Source organism: Cellulomonas sp. Leaf395, assembly GCF_001424125.1.
GTDB lineage: Bacteria > Actinomycetota > Actinomycetes > Actinomycetales > Cellulomonadaceae > Cellulomonas.
Map to the genome: position 1 here is coordinate 534,595 of NZ_LMQI01000002.1, position 15,019 is coordinate 549,613.

The 15,019-nt window shown below is 65.9% G+C and carries 7 protein-coding genes; 6 read left to right on the plus strand and 1 reads right to left on the minus strand.

Annotated features, from left to right (window positions below; all coding sequences use genetic code 11):
• The 3 genes from ASG23_RS06760 to ASG23_RS06770 are packed head-to-tail and all read left to right on the plus strand — an operon-like array spanning position 1 to position 10,456.
• Complete coding sequence (locus ASG23_RS06760) at positions 1 to 3,810, plus strand: NERD domain-containing protein kinase family protein (protein WP_082515911.1); 3,810 nt, start codon at positions 1 to 3, stop codon at positions 3,808 to 3,810.
• Positions 3,807 to 5,447: a methylation-associated defense system protein MAD7 gene (gene mads7, locus ASG23_RS06765; RefSeq protein ID WP_056022011.1), complete on the plus strand. Its 1,641-nt coding sequence runs from the start codon at positions 3,807 to 3,809 to the stop codon at positions 5,445 to 5,447. The genes ASG23_RS06760 and mads7 overlap by 4 nt, the downstream gene beginning before the upstream one ends.
• Positions 5,444 to 10,456, plus strand: a complete 5,013-nt coding sequence (locus ASG23_RS06770; protein ID WP_056022014.1) for a helicase HerA domain-containing protein — start codon at positions 5,444 to 5,446, stop codon at positions 10,454 to 10,456. Before mads7 ends, ASG23_RS06770 begins: the two co-directional genes overlap by 4 nt.
• Positions 10,457 to 10,861: 405 nt before the next feature.
• On the opposite strand, the gene ASG23_RS06775 is transcribed toward ASG23_RS06770, so the two are convergent.
• On the minus strand, positions 10,862 to 11,431 hold the full coding sequence (locus tag ASG23_RS06775) for an RNA polymerase sigma factor (protein ID WP_056022019.1): 570 nt from the start codon (positions 11,429 to 11,431) through the stop codon (positions 10,862 to 10,864).
• A gap of 157 nt (positions 11,432 to 11,588) precedes the next feature.
• On the opposite strand from ASG23_RS06775, the gene ASG23_RS06780 reads away from it, so the two are divergent.
• From ASG23_RS06780 to ASG23_RS19795, 3 genes are all read left to right on the plus strand, one after another.
• Complete coding sequence (locus ASG23_RS06780) at positions 11,589 to 12,116, plus strand: protein-tyrosine phosphatase family protein (protein WP_056022022.1); 528 nt, start codon at positions 11,589 to 11,591, stop codon at positions 12,114 to 12,116.
• 70 nt (positions 12,117 to 12,186) lie between these two features.
• Positions 12,187 to 13,488 (plus strand): vWA domain-containing protein, encoded by a 1,302-nt coding sequence (locus ASG23_RS06785; protein ID WP_082515917.1) that lies wholly within the window; start codon positions 12,187 to 12,189, stop codon positions 13,486 to 13,488.
• Between the two features lie 405 nt (positions 13,489 to 13,893).
• Positions 13,894 to 14,844: a hypothetical protein gene (locus ASG23_RS19795; RefSeq protein ID WP_157465557.1), complete on the plus strand. Its 951-nt coding sequence runs from the start codon at positions 13,894 to 13,896 to the stop codon at positions 14,842 to 14,844.
• Positions 14,845 to 15,019 lie beyond the last annotated feature (175 nt).

Here is a 15,019-nt window from a genome sequence, read left to right on the forward strand (position 1 = left end):
ATGGCACACATTCACCTACTCGGCGATTACCACGGCCCAGGAGAACAGCGGTCCGCCGAGTACCTAGCCGCCGAGCTCCCCGCACAATGGCATGTCATCGTTGGCCGCCAACTCATCACGCCACGCGGCCACGACGACATGGACCTTCTTGTCGTGGGCGAACGAGGCCTGTACCTATGCGAAGAGAAGGCCTGGGGTCCCCAAGTGGATCTCGACGACGTCTACTGGTCCGTCAACGGAGAACGACGGCCCAATCCACTCAGTCGAGTGGCGCACGTCGCGCGCGTCCTGGCCAGCACCCTTGACAAGCGGATACCCGGATTCGCCGATGCCCGGCGCGAAGGGCGTCGGAACATACACATAGTCTCCGAGAAGGTCTTGCTGTCCCACGAGTCCCTGCGCCTGAGCGGAGGCGAGTGGCTACCGGACGGCGCGGTCGTCCGCCTCTTCGACGCTCCCCACGAGCTGATCGCCGCGGACGCCGAACTGCCCGAGGTCCTCGCGCCGATGCGCGAGAACGTCCTGGCCTACCTCCTCGGGCTGAGCAAGCGGGAGGGGATTCCCAGCCAGATCGGCCCGTACAAGATCCTCCAATCCATGGGCCGCGCGGGCATCGCGACCACCTATGCCGCCCGACATGAAGGCGGCAACGAACTCGTCGTGCTCCGATGCTCACCGACCACGGGCTGGGCCGACCCGGACTCGGCGCGCCGTGCAATCCTCCGCGAATACGACGCTCTAAGGCGCCTGGCTGACTCCGGGCGTGTCTGGCGGGTCGATCCCTACTTCACCTGGAACGACGACACGATCGTCGTGCCGATAATCCCTGCCCCGACGTCCAGTTTGACGATGTCCATCCGGAAGGCTCTCCCAGCCCGGACGCCTGACGGCCGAGTCGCAGAAGCTGCGGCAGAGGCACTGGTCTCAGATGCGTTCGCGGCACTCGCTGAGGTGCACGCCACAGGCTTGCTGCACCGCGGGCTTCATCCGGACCGGGTTGAGTTCACGACCGACTATCGAGTCCGCTTTCGAGATTTCTTCCTTGCCCGGATCGTTGAGGGCCAGACCATCGCGCCCGCCCTTGCCGAGCCCAGCCCCGACCTGGGTGCGCCGTTCCGCGCACCTGAGTGCCGGGAGAGCATCGCCACGGCGATGGAAGCGTCAGATACGTACTCCCTCGCACTTGCGTTGTCGTGCTGGCTTCTCGGAGAGGCGAGCCGGGAGCCCGACCATGACGGGATCCGAGCTCGCATCGCGGGCTACCCAACCCTCGGCCCGGTTCTCGCCGAGTGCCTAGATCCTGACGCACTCAGGAGACCGTCGCCGTCCCAGGCCGCTCAGAGGACAGCGCCGGAGCGCCCCGCTCCCCGAAATATTGTTGGGACAATGCAAAATGTTGAGCCCGACGAGCGATATACCACGGTGCGACAACTCGGAGAGGGCGCGACGGCGATCTCGTTGCTAGTGCACGACAAGGAACTCGACCGCCACTTCTGCCTCAAGCAGTTCAAGGAAGGCGTCCTCAGCGCCGAGGATATCCGCCGAGAATTTGACGCTCAGGATGCCTTAGTGAATGCGCGTTGCGCACGGGTGTATCAGTACTGGCCAAATCCTAAACCGGGCCGGTTGCTCGTGGAGTACATCGACGGGCGAGACCTCGCCGACTACGGCCGCGAACCCAACCACACAATGCAAGACTTCCGCACTGTCGCCATCGACGTCCTCGATGGCCTCGCCGCAGCCCACGATCTCGCACTCCTGCACCGAGACCTGAGCCCATCGAATATCTTGGTCAAGAGAGACAACGACCGTGGCGTCCTCATCGACTTCGGCCTCGTCACCCCGAACGCGATGGCCCGAACCCGCGTAGGCACCCCTGCGTATACGGCGCCTGAGGTCGATCAGAGTGGCCGGTGGTCATACACAGCCGACATATACAGCCTCGGCGTCTCGCTCATACGCTCGATTCTCGGGCGACTTCCCTATCAGGTCTCCGCTGGGGGGCAGCTCAACAAGCGGGTCATCGTTCCACCTACACCGGACGAGGCCGACGCGTGGGGTAGACCGTTTCTTGATGTGCTCTTTAATGCGGTCCACTACGACGCTTCGGAGCGTCCCGGCAGTGCTCGCTCGATGCGCGACGACCTGACCCGCGTGGTGGCCGAGGTCTCCGAACCGTCGGGCGAAGCGAAGATCAACCCCACCGTCGACATGGTGCGCAGCCTCTACCGCGCCAGCACGATTGGTAACGCCGGAAATCGTGGCCTTGACGACGCCTTTGCCCGCGAGACCTACGCGTCCACGCAACTCGACAGCGCTCTTCTACCGGCCGTCGTCGCCGGCGCCCTAGATCTAGTAGTGCTCACAGGCAATCCGGGCGACGGCAAGACTTCCTTCCTCGCCCAAGTCGGAGACGCGCTTGACCGCGCAGGCGCCGAAACTCTCGAGACGGACGCGGCTGGATGGCGCAAGAGGCAGGACGGGCGAACCTACGCCGCCGTCTACGACGCGAGTGAATCGCACGGGAGTCTGAGTGCCGATGGCCTGCTTCGCCGTGCCCTGGATATCGGCGAGGGCGACGATCCGGCCCTGCGAACCATCCTCATTGCCGCGAACGACGGCCGCTTGATGCAGTTCTTCGAGGACAACCAGGATCTCTACGGCGAGGTCTGGGCGGAGTTGCGACGTCAAAGAGATGGTCGGCCGCCCAAGAACCCGCGAATTGGCATCGTCGACCTGAAACGTCGCAGCCTTGCGTCGCCGCAGATGGCCCAGCCGGACGGGCTCGGCGGGCGCATCCTTGAGCTACTCGTCGGCCAGGACCGATGGTCTGCCTGCGAAGGCTGCGCCTCGTACACGGTGTGCCCGATGCGTAGCAACGCCGAGGCGCTTCGCGAGCAACCAGCTCGCGAAGCCGTCAACGAACTCGTGCTCATAAGTCACCTGCGGCGGCGGCGGCGCGCAACGGTCCGCGACGTTCGATCCGCGCTGGCCTGGCTCATCACTGGTGACCGAAGCTGCCAGGACGTACACGTCGAGCGCGAGGCGGGCCTTGACCCGCGCGAGGGGAACGGACGGGTGCTCCACGACCTCGCTTTCGACATGGCCGCCGACGACTACCTCGTGCGCGAGTGGACCGAGATCGATCCCGCCATCGTGGCAGCGCCATCGGTCGAGCGTGAAGCACGTACGCGACAGGACCTAGTGCCTGACCTCGGGCTGTTCGACGGCAAGGCCGTCGCAGAGCTGCAACGAAGACTGTTCTTTGGTGGATGGTCGACTCCTGACGTGACGCGGTCAGACGTCAGAACGTATCGCTACCTAGCCGAATATTCATCGGCCCTGCGCGACGCCGACGAGCAAAGCCTGGGCCACCTCCTGCTCGGCCTAAGCCGGGTGCTGGGAATGCCTGGGTACGTAGGCACGGGTCTCGCAGTCCGCGACCGAGCATTCGATGAACGGATATCCACGGGGAGCGCGGTGGTCAAGGAACTCCCCGCCAACGAATTCGAGCTCCGCCCAATCGGCAGCGAGATCCCTTACGTGGAGTCATTCCCAGATGCACTCCAGCTGAAGCACACAAGCGGATCGGCCCTCGCCATCACGCTCGACACAGCCGAGCTCCTGTTTCGTGTTGCCGACGGCGAAATTCTCGGTGACTCCGCATCCGCGGGCGTTCAACAGGAGATATTCGGGTTCGGCAATGACCTCCTCTTGTCCCCGTCGACCGCGGTTCGAATTGTCGATACAACTGGGCGCTCCACACGCGTGGTGCGCGACGGCGCCCGAATCGTCCGGGAGAGCAAATGACCATCATCGTTCCCCCCGACTACCGAAAGCTCGTCTACCGTCGGCTTACGCTCGTCGAGTTTAACGACGTCGATATCGACCGGCTCATGCCGCACCTGTTCGAGTTCACGGTAAAGGGCGGAAGAAGCTCACGTTCCCTGACCGATGCCCAGGCATACGAGAGATACCGAGACCGGCTCGTTGCGCATCCCCAAGTACACGGCTTCGATGACGACGAGGGTCGCCGGGTCGTCGACAACTGGTTGACAAGCTCAGTTGTAAAGATCGGACGCCGTGGCCTAGCTCGCCGCGAAGAGCAAATGCAATACGTCGCTCCCCTGACGCTGGCGGCCTATCGTGCGGGTCTTCCGAAGACACGCGCTCGTCATCGTGGGGTGGACGAACTCGCCTACCGCCTCATGCTCGCTGCCCTGGAGCTCAAGGGTTCAACGAACCCACAGAGCGACCTGCGCGATCTTGTCAAGCGTGCTGTCGGCCACGGCGTCGTCGAAGGCAGCGCCCCCATGTGGGACGCGCACTACGACGGTGCGACCGCGATTGATATCACGGGCCTGCTCAGTCTCTACTTCTTGGATGGCTTCGAGCAATCGAGCGCCAAGGACACCAAGTGGGAACCGGTCGACAGTCCGATCCCAGCCGTGACGACCGCGATCGGCCGCGACCTCATCGACTATCTTCGAGCCTATGGCGGCAAGATGCCCGCCACGGCCTTCACCCGCTACCTGTCGGCAATGCTCTCCTTTCACCTTTTCAGCTACACCCTGCGACTCACTATCGCGACCCACGAGCTGTTGAAATCCGGAGTGCTCCCGCCGGATATGACCACGGGGCCAACTTCAGCGCCGACGGAGCTGTACGTCGACTTCACCCGAGAGCGCAACGGGGGAAGCGACACACTCGCGCGGCGGTGCGTAGAACGCGATCTCGAACGCCTTCGAGCCTCATTTCCGGATCGCCTCCAGCTCCTCCTCTTGGAGCGGTCCCTCGATGTCGCCGGGCCCGAAGGCGTTGCACTCAAAAAGAGGCCGGCGCCGCTCATGTTCGAGGAGATGGTCGCAAAGCGCAGTGACCCGCAGGTCCAGATGTTCGCCGGAATCGTCCTTACGCAGATTGAGAACGAGACGCAGGCGGCCGACCGGGCGTCGGAGGGCGATCGAGACTTCATCGAGCATGGCCGTGCATCAGGCGCAAGCTACCTAGAACAGGCAACAGCGGCATTAGTTGAGTCGCTGCGAAGCCGAGGCATCGAGAACCAGGTCAAGTGGTTCTGGAGTACCGGCGGGATACAGAAGACGTACGGGATTCTCGATGGCACTCTCAAGAGTCGCCGGTCCTGGCGATACGTCCTCTCAGATGAGCTGCTGACCGCGCTCCTGCTCGTGCTATTCGTGGACGGCGACGGCCTACGCCACCGAAGCACGATGCCACTCGCGGACGTCCTGGCCGGCCTCGAGGAGAGGTTCGGCATCCTGATCGCACGCCCGCCGACGTACCTCGACGGCGCCGACACTCGCGCTGCCGCCACGTCGAACCTCGAGGCGTTCAAACGGCGGCTTCAGCTGCTTGGCTGTTTCGACAGCCTCTCCGATGACTTCTCCGCCCAGTCCGTCCGACACCCGCTGGAGCGTTCGCTGTGACGCCGCTGCCTGAGCTCATCCGATCCAGGATTGCCGATCTCATCCTGTCGCAGGTCGCTCAACGCCCGGCTGGTCACTGCGTTCGGATCGACGAGCTCACTTTTGAGGACTCCCGATCGATCGCAACAACCCTTCGCGCGGATCTCAGTGGGCGCGCAGTCGAGGTGCACGTTCTCGTCGACAGCGTCGCGGATGCTGGACTTGAGGTACCCGCTGAACGGGCGATCGAAATCCGCAACCGCAAAGAGTGCGCGCTCGTACTCCTCGTACCCTCCGGAGCAGGGCACGCGGCCAGCTCACTTGACAACTCGTTCGAGCCAATCCCCGGACTTCATCTGCTCAGCGAAGCGACGGACCGAATCGAGAACGAGATCGAGCCCGTCCTCGTGCGAAATGCCGTGGCGGCCGTGCGGCGGCGGCTCGGCGCCGGCCGGTCAGCCGATGGTTGGGCCCGCTACGTAGCGACTGTAGCCGCAACACCAACCCTTGAGACCGCCGGGGCTGATCTATGGCAAGTCGGCCTGATCCCCGATCTGCACGGCGCGACCTTCGTCGACCGGCTCGCCGAGAACGCAGCATGCGTCTCAGCGCTAGCCCGACCAGCACGACCGACGGCCACGATTAGCGATCGGCTCGGCACCCGAAAAATCCAGGTCGGCGGAACCCACCGGGACCTCGTACGTTTCTTCGACGTCGAAGCCGCGCTCCTCGCCGACGTTCCCGCCTGGGCGAAGAAGATCAGCGAGCCGCCCTACGCGGGCCAGGTTTCCTTCGAACAATGGCCGTTGATCGAAAGCCAAGAAGCGGAGCTCGAAGACGTCAATGTCGACCCGTTCGTCCGCCCCGACGGCGTGCTGATCAAGGCGACAAAGCTCCGCCAAGACCGGCCCGGCGATCTGCCCTTCGCACTGGTCATGGAAGACGACCCGGGTGACGTCGTTGTTACTTGGAAAACGCGTCCCAGTGCTTCGGAATCCGTCGACCGCTGGCTGGTTGAAGTAGTTGCGCCCGACGACCTTCGCTCGCCCGACGATACCGCCATTGCCACCGCTCGAGTCAGCGGCACGCGAAGGCGCGCGACCGTGCACCTGGACATCGCAGAAGACGATGTCGAGGCTAGCGCCCTCTTCGTCGTTCGAGTCACACCCCTCGACTCCGACGGCAACCCGCTCTTGCTGCGCGGAGGTGAGGACGCGGCTGCGGAGAGCCAGCAGTTTGAAGTCCGGTTCTCAGACGCCACAGTCCAAGAAAAGGGGAGGCGTCGCATGGCGCCCTCACTACCCCTCGCCCGCCTCCAGGCTGCCTTGGATGGATTCAATGACCTGACCGAAGACGTGCCCAGCTGGGACGCAAGCAGCCAGACCTACTCCGTGCGGCTCGGCGCTAAGCGAAACGTCCAGGTCAGGATCAGCAGGGTCCTGCTTGCCACCCAACGGATAGCCCAGAACGAGCCCAGCCGTGCATTCGCTTTCTCTCTCACTGGACGGCGTGGGCAACCCGCAGCACTTGAGGACATCGCGCGGGTCGACATCACCGCCGCCGTACCAGTCGCGGCGCTGCTCGAGCGTCGACGCAAGCTGCTCGAAGCGCTATCACAACGTGCGCCCCGCGACGCCGTTGAGTCCCTCGAGTGGGACGACCAGCTCATCAGCGACGCAATCGGCTACGTACAGAGCTACCGCCGAGCACTGGACGCGACCACCGAGTCCGCTGCCCGGCGGGCTCTGCTCACGATGGACACCGTGGCGTTGACCGCAACGACTGCAACTGGACCAGTGGCCGGCGTGGTCGTCTTGCCCTTTCATCCGCTTCGCCTGGGATGGCTTGCTAGTCATGCACAGGGATTCGGAGCCTGGGCATCGGACATCGTCGCTGAGGCAACTCCGAAGGCTCAGAGGCGCGAGCTCCTCGACATCGACCTCGCGCGAAGGGTCACGCCGGCCAACATGCCGTACACCGCGATCGATGCCGACGACCGCCCGTACGTCTACTGCCAGGAGGTGTCTTTTGGCACGGGCTTGTTCATCGACGCCACCGAGCCCGAACCGGCCGCGGCCGCTGACACGCTGCTCTCGGTGCTCGGCGCCGATTGGGCCGGTACAACATGGGAGACCTCAGCCCACCTCCTCGTCGAGCGTCTGCAGGCATACCGAGACGCACACCCGGGACTCGGGGCGCTCCGTCTTCTCGCCCTGAACCCAGGCTCCGGCGAACTCATCGCTGAAGCCGTGGAACGCGTGACGATCCCCAACGAAGCAGAGGCGGACGGGCCGGACCGTCACGAGATCCCCCCTCGCGTCGAGGTCACCGCCTATAGTCTTCAACCGTCGTTCACCGATCCGCTTCCTGCCTTGCGTGCCGTCCAGCAGCGGATCGTGGCTCTACAAGTTCCTGGCAGGCAGTCGCATCTGACACCGCCACTACGCGTAATCGCACGGCCCACCATCCGGATCCGCGACGACCTCGAGTCGCATCACCTTGCGTTCCTCAGCGACGTCTCCAGTGGTTCCATCGTTACGTCCCGTACAGAAACGAGCCGTCAAACTGCCTTCGGGAATCTGCTCACACCCACGAACACGGTGAGGACTCACGACGGCGTACGTGCCACTTGGTGGACGCAACCAGCTTTGCAGTCGAGAGGCAAGGGCAACGCCGCCGATGTCGTCGACGCTCACCGTGCGCACCAAGAGGCAACTGCTGGGCTTCTCGGCGGTTCCGGCACGCACATGGCCGTCCGCACTGACCTCGAGCCGGACGATCTCGCACTGATCAGGGCCGTCCACCAGAGATCGGACTGGGTAGTCACGCTGGACCGCTTCATGGGTATCGACCTGTACGACGACCCCAGCGGCTCGGGTCTTGGCGCCGATCGGTACGTCCTCGATTACGCCCCGGGTCTTCTAGAGGGACTGTCGCACCACGTGACGGTCACGACCCAGCATCGCGACGAGGTCGCCCGCATTCTCGCCGACGCCATGGCCAACCTCGGGCTCGCAGCGGTCGAGCAGTCGGTCGGCGACATCCTCCACCACCTCGCCATCGTCTCCGGGCGACTCGCCCTTCGACTACTTGGCAACACCTCACTAGCTCGCGAAGCCGTCAGCCTCGCGGCACTTGTCGCGCACCTCCGTCGCCGAGGAAAACTCGAGAACGTCATCATCGTGCCTGTCGACGCACATCCTGAGATCTTCGGGGTCGCTGCCCGAACTGGCGATGCATCCGCCCGACGATGCGATCTGCTCCTCGTGCGAGTCACCAATAAGTCACTGAAGATCGAGTGCGTCGAGGTTAAGTCCAGGCGTGACGCGGCGCTGCCCGACGCCCTAGCCGATCGAATTGTCGAACAGCTGGACGCAACCAGAGACCTCCTTGTCGACCGGTTCTTCCGCACAGACCCTCCACGTCTGGATGCCACGCTCCAGCGCGCACGACTTGCGGGCGTCCTCAGCTACTACGCGCAGAGGTCTGCGCTCAACGGTCTGATAGACGCCGAGCGCCTCACGGAGATTGAGCGCTACCTGGACCGACTCGAGGACCGAGCCGAACTCGAGGACGGCAAAGTCAACGTCGAGATCACGCGCCAGGGATACGTCATCGCCCTCGATGGCAACGAAGGGTTCCCCGACAATCACCGAGGCGTGCCGATGGCCGTACTTACGGCGGCAGATCTGGGTGCAGCCGGCTTCACGACGGTGCACGAGATCGAGACGCGGACACTCTCACTTCGCCCGGCGACCGACGGTAGCGACGCCCTGCCGTTACCCATCGACGAAAACCTGGCGGCACCGGCCACCGAACCAGCCAGGTCGCCCACACACACACCGGCCGTGATGAGTCGCGCTGCGGCCACCAAGATCGAGCCGGTGGTCGCCACCACCAAGGCAATCCAACCGGTCGAGCGGGGTGACGAGCGGCCTCCAGACCCGACAGAGCCCACCGAGAAGCAGCTCGCTGCGGCTCCCCCCGAAGCCAACGGAAAGCCGGCCGCTACCGAAATCGTCGTCGCCCTGGGTCAGGACGGATCAGGCGGCGCCGTGACCTGGAGGGTCAGCACGAAGGGCAGCCCGCATCTGTTCATTCTCGGAATCCCCGGGCAGGGCAAGTCCGTCACGACTCGCCGGATTCTCCGAACCTTCTCCGAACAGGAATTGCCAAGCCTCGTCCTCGACTTTCACGGCGACATGGCTGCGAGCCCGCCTCCGGGATCGCAGGTCCTCGACGCTGCCCTGGGCCTCCCGTTCTCGCCGTTGGAGCCAACCCTTGACGATCACGCGCGTTACAAGCAGTCCGCGTGGGAGTTGTCCGAGGTCATCGGCTACGTATGCCGACTCGGGGACATCCAGAGGAACCTTGTATACGAAGCACTCAATGACGCCTACCAAGCACAGGGCTTTGGAAGCGAAACGGGGCCCGTACGCCTACCCACGATTGAGGAGTTCGCCGCCGCTGCGGACGCCCGCGAGCAAGCTGGCAGAGCCCGCAACACTGTCGCCCGGCTTCGGCCCTTGACCGACTTCGCTCTCTTCCGCCCGGAAGCAGGATGGCGCCTCGATGACCACCTGCATGGTGGTCTGGTCGTAGACCTGCACAACCTTGGTCTCGAAGAAGTACAGCTCGCAGCCAGTGCGTTCATCCTGCGCAAGGTTTACCGAGACATGTTCCGTTGGGGACAGGCCGACCGTATGCGCCTCGCGATAGTCCTGGACGAAGCACACCGCGTCGCGAAGGACGTCACGTTACCCAAGCTCATGAAGGAAGGGCGAAAGTACGGCATCGGCGTCATCGTTGCCAGCCAAGGCATCGCTGATTTTCACAGTGATGTCTTGGGCACGGCCGGAACCAAGGTTGTCTTCCGAACAAATTTTCCAGACTCCCGGCAGGTTGCCGGCCTTCTTCGTGCTCGCGGTGGTCAAGACATCTCGCAAGCACTTGAGCAGCTCGGCGTCGGGCAGGCATACGTGTCCACGCCAGATCACGCTCAAGCGCGCAAGGTCTACATGGACATGTAATCGCCGTTTCCCGGACGGCGGCCGTCGCGACGCTGCCCGGCGCCGCGTACCGCGGGGTTGCCCGTGCCCGCGCGTGGGCCGACATCGAGGCGGCCTTGCCCGGGTCGGCCCCCAGCCGTTACTTCGCGATGCGGCCGACGAGCTGCTGTCGAGTCGCGCGTAGGCGTCTCAGCTCTCGGGCGCCCGTCGGCGGGCCTGGGCGGGAATCTTCTCTCGATCCACGACGGCCGCTTCGACGTCACAGACCGCGCAGCGGAACGTGTGGAGGCTGAATCGGTAGGGCCGAGCGATACGCTCGGACTTCTCGTAGGCGATGTCGAGGTGCGTGCACTGCATCATGGCGCCCTGCTCCGTCCGTCGTGGATCGCAGTCGCGACGCTACGGCCGAGCACCGACACGAGCGTGCTACTCGCGGCGCCCACGGTTGTCGACGTCGTAGACCCGCGGCGGAGGCCCCAGCAGCTCGAGGACGCCCGCCCGGTCGGGGAAGGCGTCTCGCACCTTTCGCCGGATCCTGGTGAGCGTCGTCGCGACGGACGCGGCGTCGGCCAGCCCGAAGTCGCGCGCGAGCTCGGCGTGGGAGGCGCCGTCGACGTGCGCGAGCAGCAGCTGTCGATCCCGGTCGGAGAGCGTCGCCAGGAGCGTCCGCTCGACCGAGTCCCAGATGCCGACGGCACTGGGGCCGACGTCGCGCATCCCCACCGGTGGCGCGGAGGTCCCGTCGTCGGGCAGTCCTCTCGCGTCCCAGCCCGCTCGGACGACGTCGATCGACCGGTTGCGTGCCGCGCGGTTCACCCAGGCTCGCCAGTTCTCCAGGGAGTCGATGTCCTGGCGCAGGAAGACGATCATCACGTCCTGCGCGACGTCGTCCGGCGTCACCGCCTCCCCGCGCCGATCGGTCATCAGGTAGCGCCCAGCGACGCGGGTCGCGATCGTTGCGGCCTCGCGCAGCATGGCGTCGTCGGGTCTGGTCACGGCGGCAGACTCCCATGCCCGGTCGTGTCAGTGGTCGCCGGTAAATTGTTCTGTGCCCGACCATCACACCAGTTTCGCAGCGGTGTTCATGGTTTGGCCCCGGCCACGTCGAACTCCATGTGAGCGACCGAACGGTCGCCCGCGAGAGGAGAACGACATGACCGACACCGCGCTCTACGCCCCGTCCTGGGTGGACAAGAGCCTGCTGCCCACCGAGCTCGTCACGATGATCGCCCCGGGTCTCTACCAGGGCGGCACCGCCGACGACGCCTGGCTCGGCGCGGCGACCACACGGCGCGACCGCGACGACACGAGCGATTTCGACGCCGTCGTCACGCTGTTCGCCTGGGCGCTGCCGTGCAGCTGGGGAGTCGAGGAGCTGCGCTACGGCTTCCCCGACGCCCACCCCGACCTGGCCGACATGACCCGGGTCGTCGCCGCAGCCCGGTGGGCGCACGAGCGCTGGTCGGCGGGAGACCGCGTCCTGATCCGGTGCCAGGCCGGTCTCAACCGCTCCGGACTGGTCACGGTCCTCGTCCTGATGCTCTCCGGCCGCACCGCGCACGACGCGATCCGCCTGGTCCGCGAGCACCGCTCGGCGTACGCGCTGTTCAACCCGGACTTCGTCGACTGGCTGGTCGACCGTGCACCGGCCGCGCTCGCGTCGGACGTGGTCCCCGGCTGACAGGCCCCGCCCCGCACGCCCCGCGCCACGCACGTCATCCCCAGCCACCTCGCACTCCCCAGGAGCACCCATGCATCTGTCCGCCCATCTCGATGTGGATGTCGTCGCCCTCGAGGCCGACGACACCGTCACCGTCCTGCTCGAGCTCGTCGCACCGGCCCCCGCGACCGACGCCGCCCGCGCCGAGCACACCGTCGTCGTCGTCCTGGACCGCTCCGGCTCCATGGGCGGCGGCCGCCTCGAGCACGCCCAGGGCGCGCTGCTGCGTCTCGTGGACCGGCTCGCCGACACCGACCGGTTCGGCCTGGTCGCGTTCGACGACCAGGCGCAGGTCGTGGTGCCGGCCGGGACCGTCAGCGCCGCCGGGCGCGACGAGATCCGCCACCGCATCACCGCCCTCGACACCGGAGGCTCGACCGACCTGTCGTCGGGCTACCTGCGCGGCCTGCAGGAGGCCCGACGCGTGTGCACCGAGACGGGCGCCACGATCGTGCTGCTCTCCGACGGCCACGCCAACGCCGGCGTCACCGACCCTGACGCACTGGGCGGGGTCGCGCGCAAGGCGGCCCAGCAGGCCATCACCACCTCGACCATCGGCATCGGCCTGGGCTACGACCAGCGGCTGCTCGCCGCCGTCGCCCGCGGCGGGTCGGGCAACCACGCCTTCGCCGAGCACGCCGACTCCGCCGCCGCCGCAGTCGCCGCCGAGATCGACGGCCTGCTGTCCAAGACCGCGCAGGCCGCGAGCCTGCACGTCGCCCCCACCGCGGACGTCCGGTCCGTCACCGTGCTGAACGACCTGCCCTCGACCGCGGTCGAGGACGGTGTCCTGGTCGAGCTGGGCGACTTCTACGCCGCCGAGACCCGCCGGGTCGTCCTGACCTTCGCCGTCCCGGCGATGGCGGCGCTCGGCCTCGCGCAGGTCGCCACCGTCACGCTCACCTGGGTGGAGATCCCGACCCTCGAGGAGCACACCGTCACCATCCCGATCTCGGTGAACGTGGTTCCCGCGGACGTCGCCAAGGGACGCGTGCCCGCACCGGTCGTCGAACGGGAGAAGTTGTTCCTGGCCACGCAGCGCGCGAAGAAGGACGCCGAGGAGGCGCTCAACCGCGGTGACCTGGCCAGTGCCCGGACCATGCTCGACGACGCGATGGGTGCGTTTGCCGACGCGCCGCCCGAGTCCCTGTCCGACCGTGAGCTCGACGAGCTGACCTGGCTCGGCACCACCCGCGACACGCTCGACCGCCGCGGAGCCCAGTACACGAGCAAACGCCTCAACGCCGACCACGCCCGCAAGTCCAGGTACGCGGGCCGGAAACAGGGCGGGGAGATCGATGGAAGTGCCACCGATCCGTCCTCCGAGCGCTGACCAAACCGAGCACTCCCGTGTGGCTCCGCCGGGCGACCATCCCGGCGGAGCTGCTCGACGCAGGCGGAACGTTGGGACTCGCGCAGAGCCAGGCCGCCCAGCGAGTGGGGGGTGCTTCGTCGTGCGTGTGGGGAATCTGACTCCCCACTGTCGACGGGCCGCCAGACGCCGCCGCGGGAGACCCACGGCCATCGGAGCGTTCCTCGTCGTGTGACACCGAGGAGTCAGCTCTACCGATCCATAGATTCATCGGCCGCACAACGACCGTACGTCGCGTTAAGCGAGGCGTCTGCCCAGCCCAGCACGGCCTCACCATCTCAAGACCGAAGCTGGTGCCGCCGATCAGACTGCCAAGACGAAAGGCCCGCCATGCCGAAGCGCAACCCTCCTCCCGCACCTCTCACCATGCCCGAACGACTGGCCCTCGATGGTGCCCGCGTCGAGGTGCGTCAGTCGCGCACGTGGGTCAACCAGGCCGATCTTGGACAACGCACGACGGTATTGCCGCGGGATGCAGTTTTTGTGGAGCGGCAGGGACTCAGCGACTCACTCCTCGCCGAACTCGCGGATGGCAGCCTCACAACTGAGGCCCGCCTAGCAATCAACGGGTCGACGTTCGCGGCGATTGCGGTACTCGGTATGACTCGCAAGAGCGCCTGGGCGGCCGTGCACAACGAGAATCTCGGTGCCTCGTGGATGTCGACAACGCGTGGCGTCGAAGTTATGACGTCGGACCGCAGCGGTCTGCCCGAGCGCAAACCGGACGGTTCGATAGTCGGCGGCCGCCGCCTGGCCGAGGTGCTTGGGCACAACGGGGTCGACGCGTCGGTCACGCCTACATGGGCCAGCGCTCAAGAGAGCGGTTGGGTAAAGGGCGGAGAACTCGGGGCGGCTTGCCCGCAGTGCAATCGCCCGCTCGAGTGGTTTGACTGGCAGCATGCCGACGCCGTTGCACGCCGCCACACAGCGTTCGTCCTGTGCGCCGCGCATGGACCGATCCGACTGCCGGCGTCGGACATCCTTCTTGCGACTCGCCGCGACCTGGACACGGGACTCGCTTGTGCCCGTTCCGAAAGTCTGCGCCAGGTTTACGTCTTTGACGTCACCGGACCAGGACTCGCGAACGCCGTGTACGTGGGCGAAAGTTGGCACCAACCCCCCGTCCGTCGGCAGAAGCACATCGACGGCGACATGCGCGCAGCTGCCCTCAACAGACCCGGTCTAGTGATTGGCGGCCTACGGCCCGACCTCGTGCCAGACTTCCCGCCCCTCTTTGGCGCGGTATCGCTCTACGCAGAGCGGTGGCTCGCTGAAGTCCTTCGCCGCCGTGGCTTTCACGTGCTCGGGGGCCATTGAGCGAGCGCCTATGGCCTGCTCGTGAACGGGGATCCCGTCAGTGCACACAGGTTCGATGCGGGCGACGGACCAGCGAGCCTCGGTCGCCCGGGCAGGGGCACCGAGACCCGCAGATGCTTGGGGGCTCAGCCATCGTGCCTGACCCAAGCCGGAGCAGCTGAAGGCTCGGCTCGAT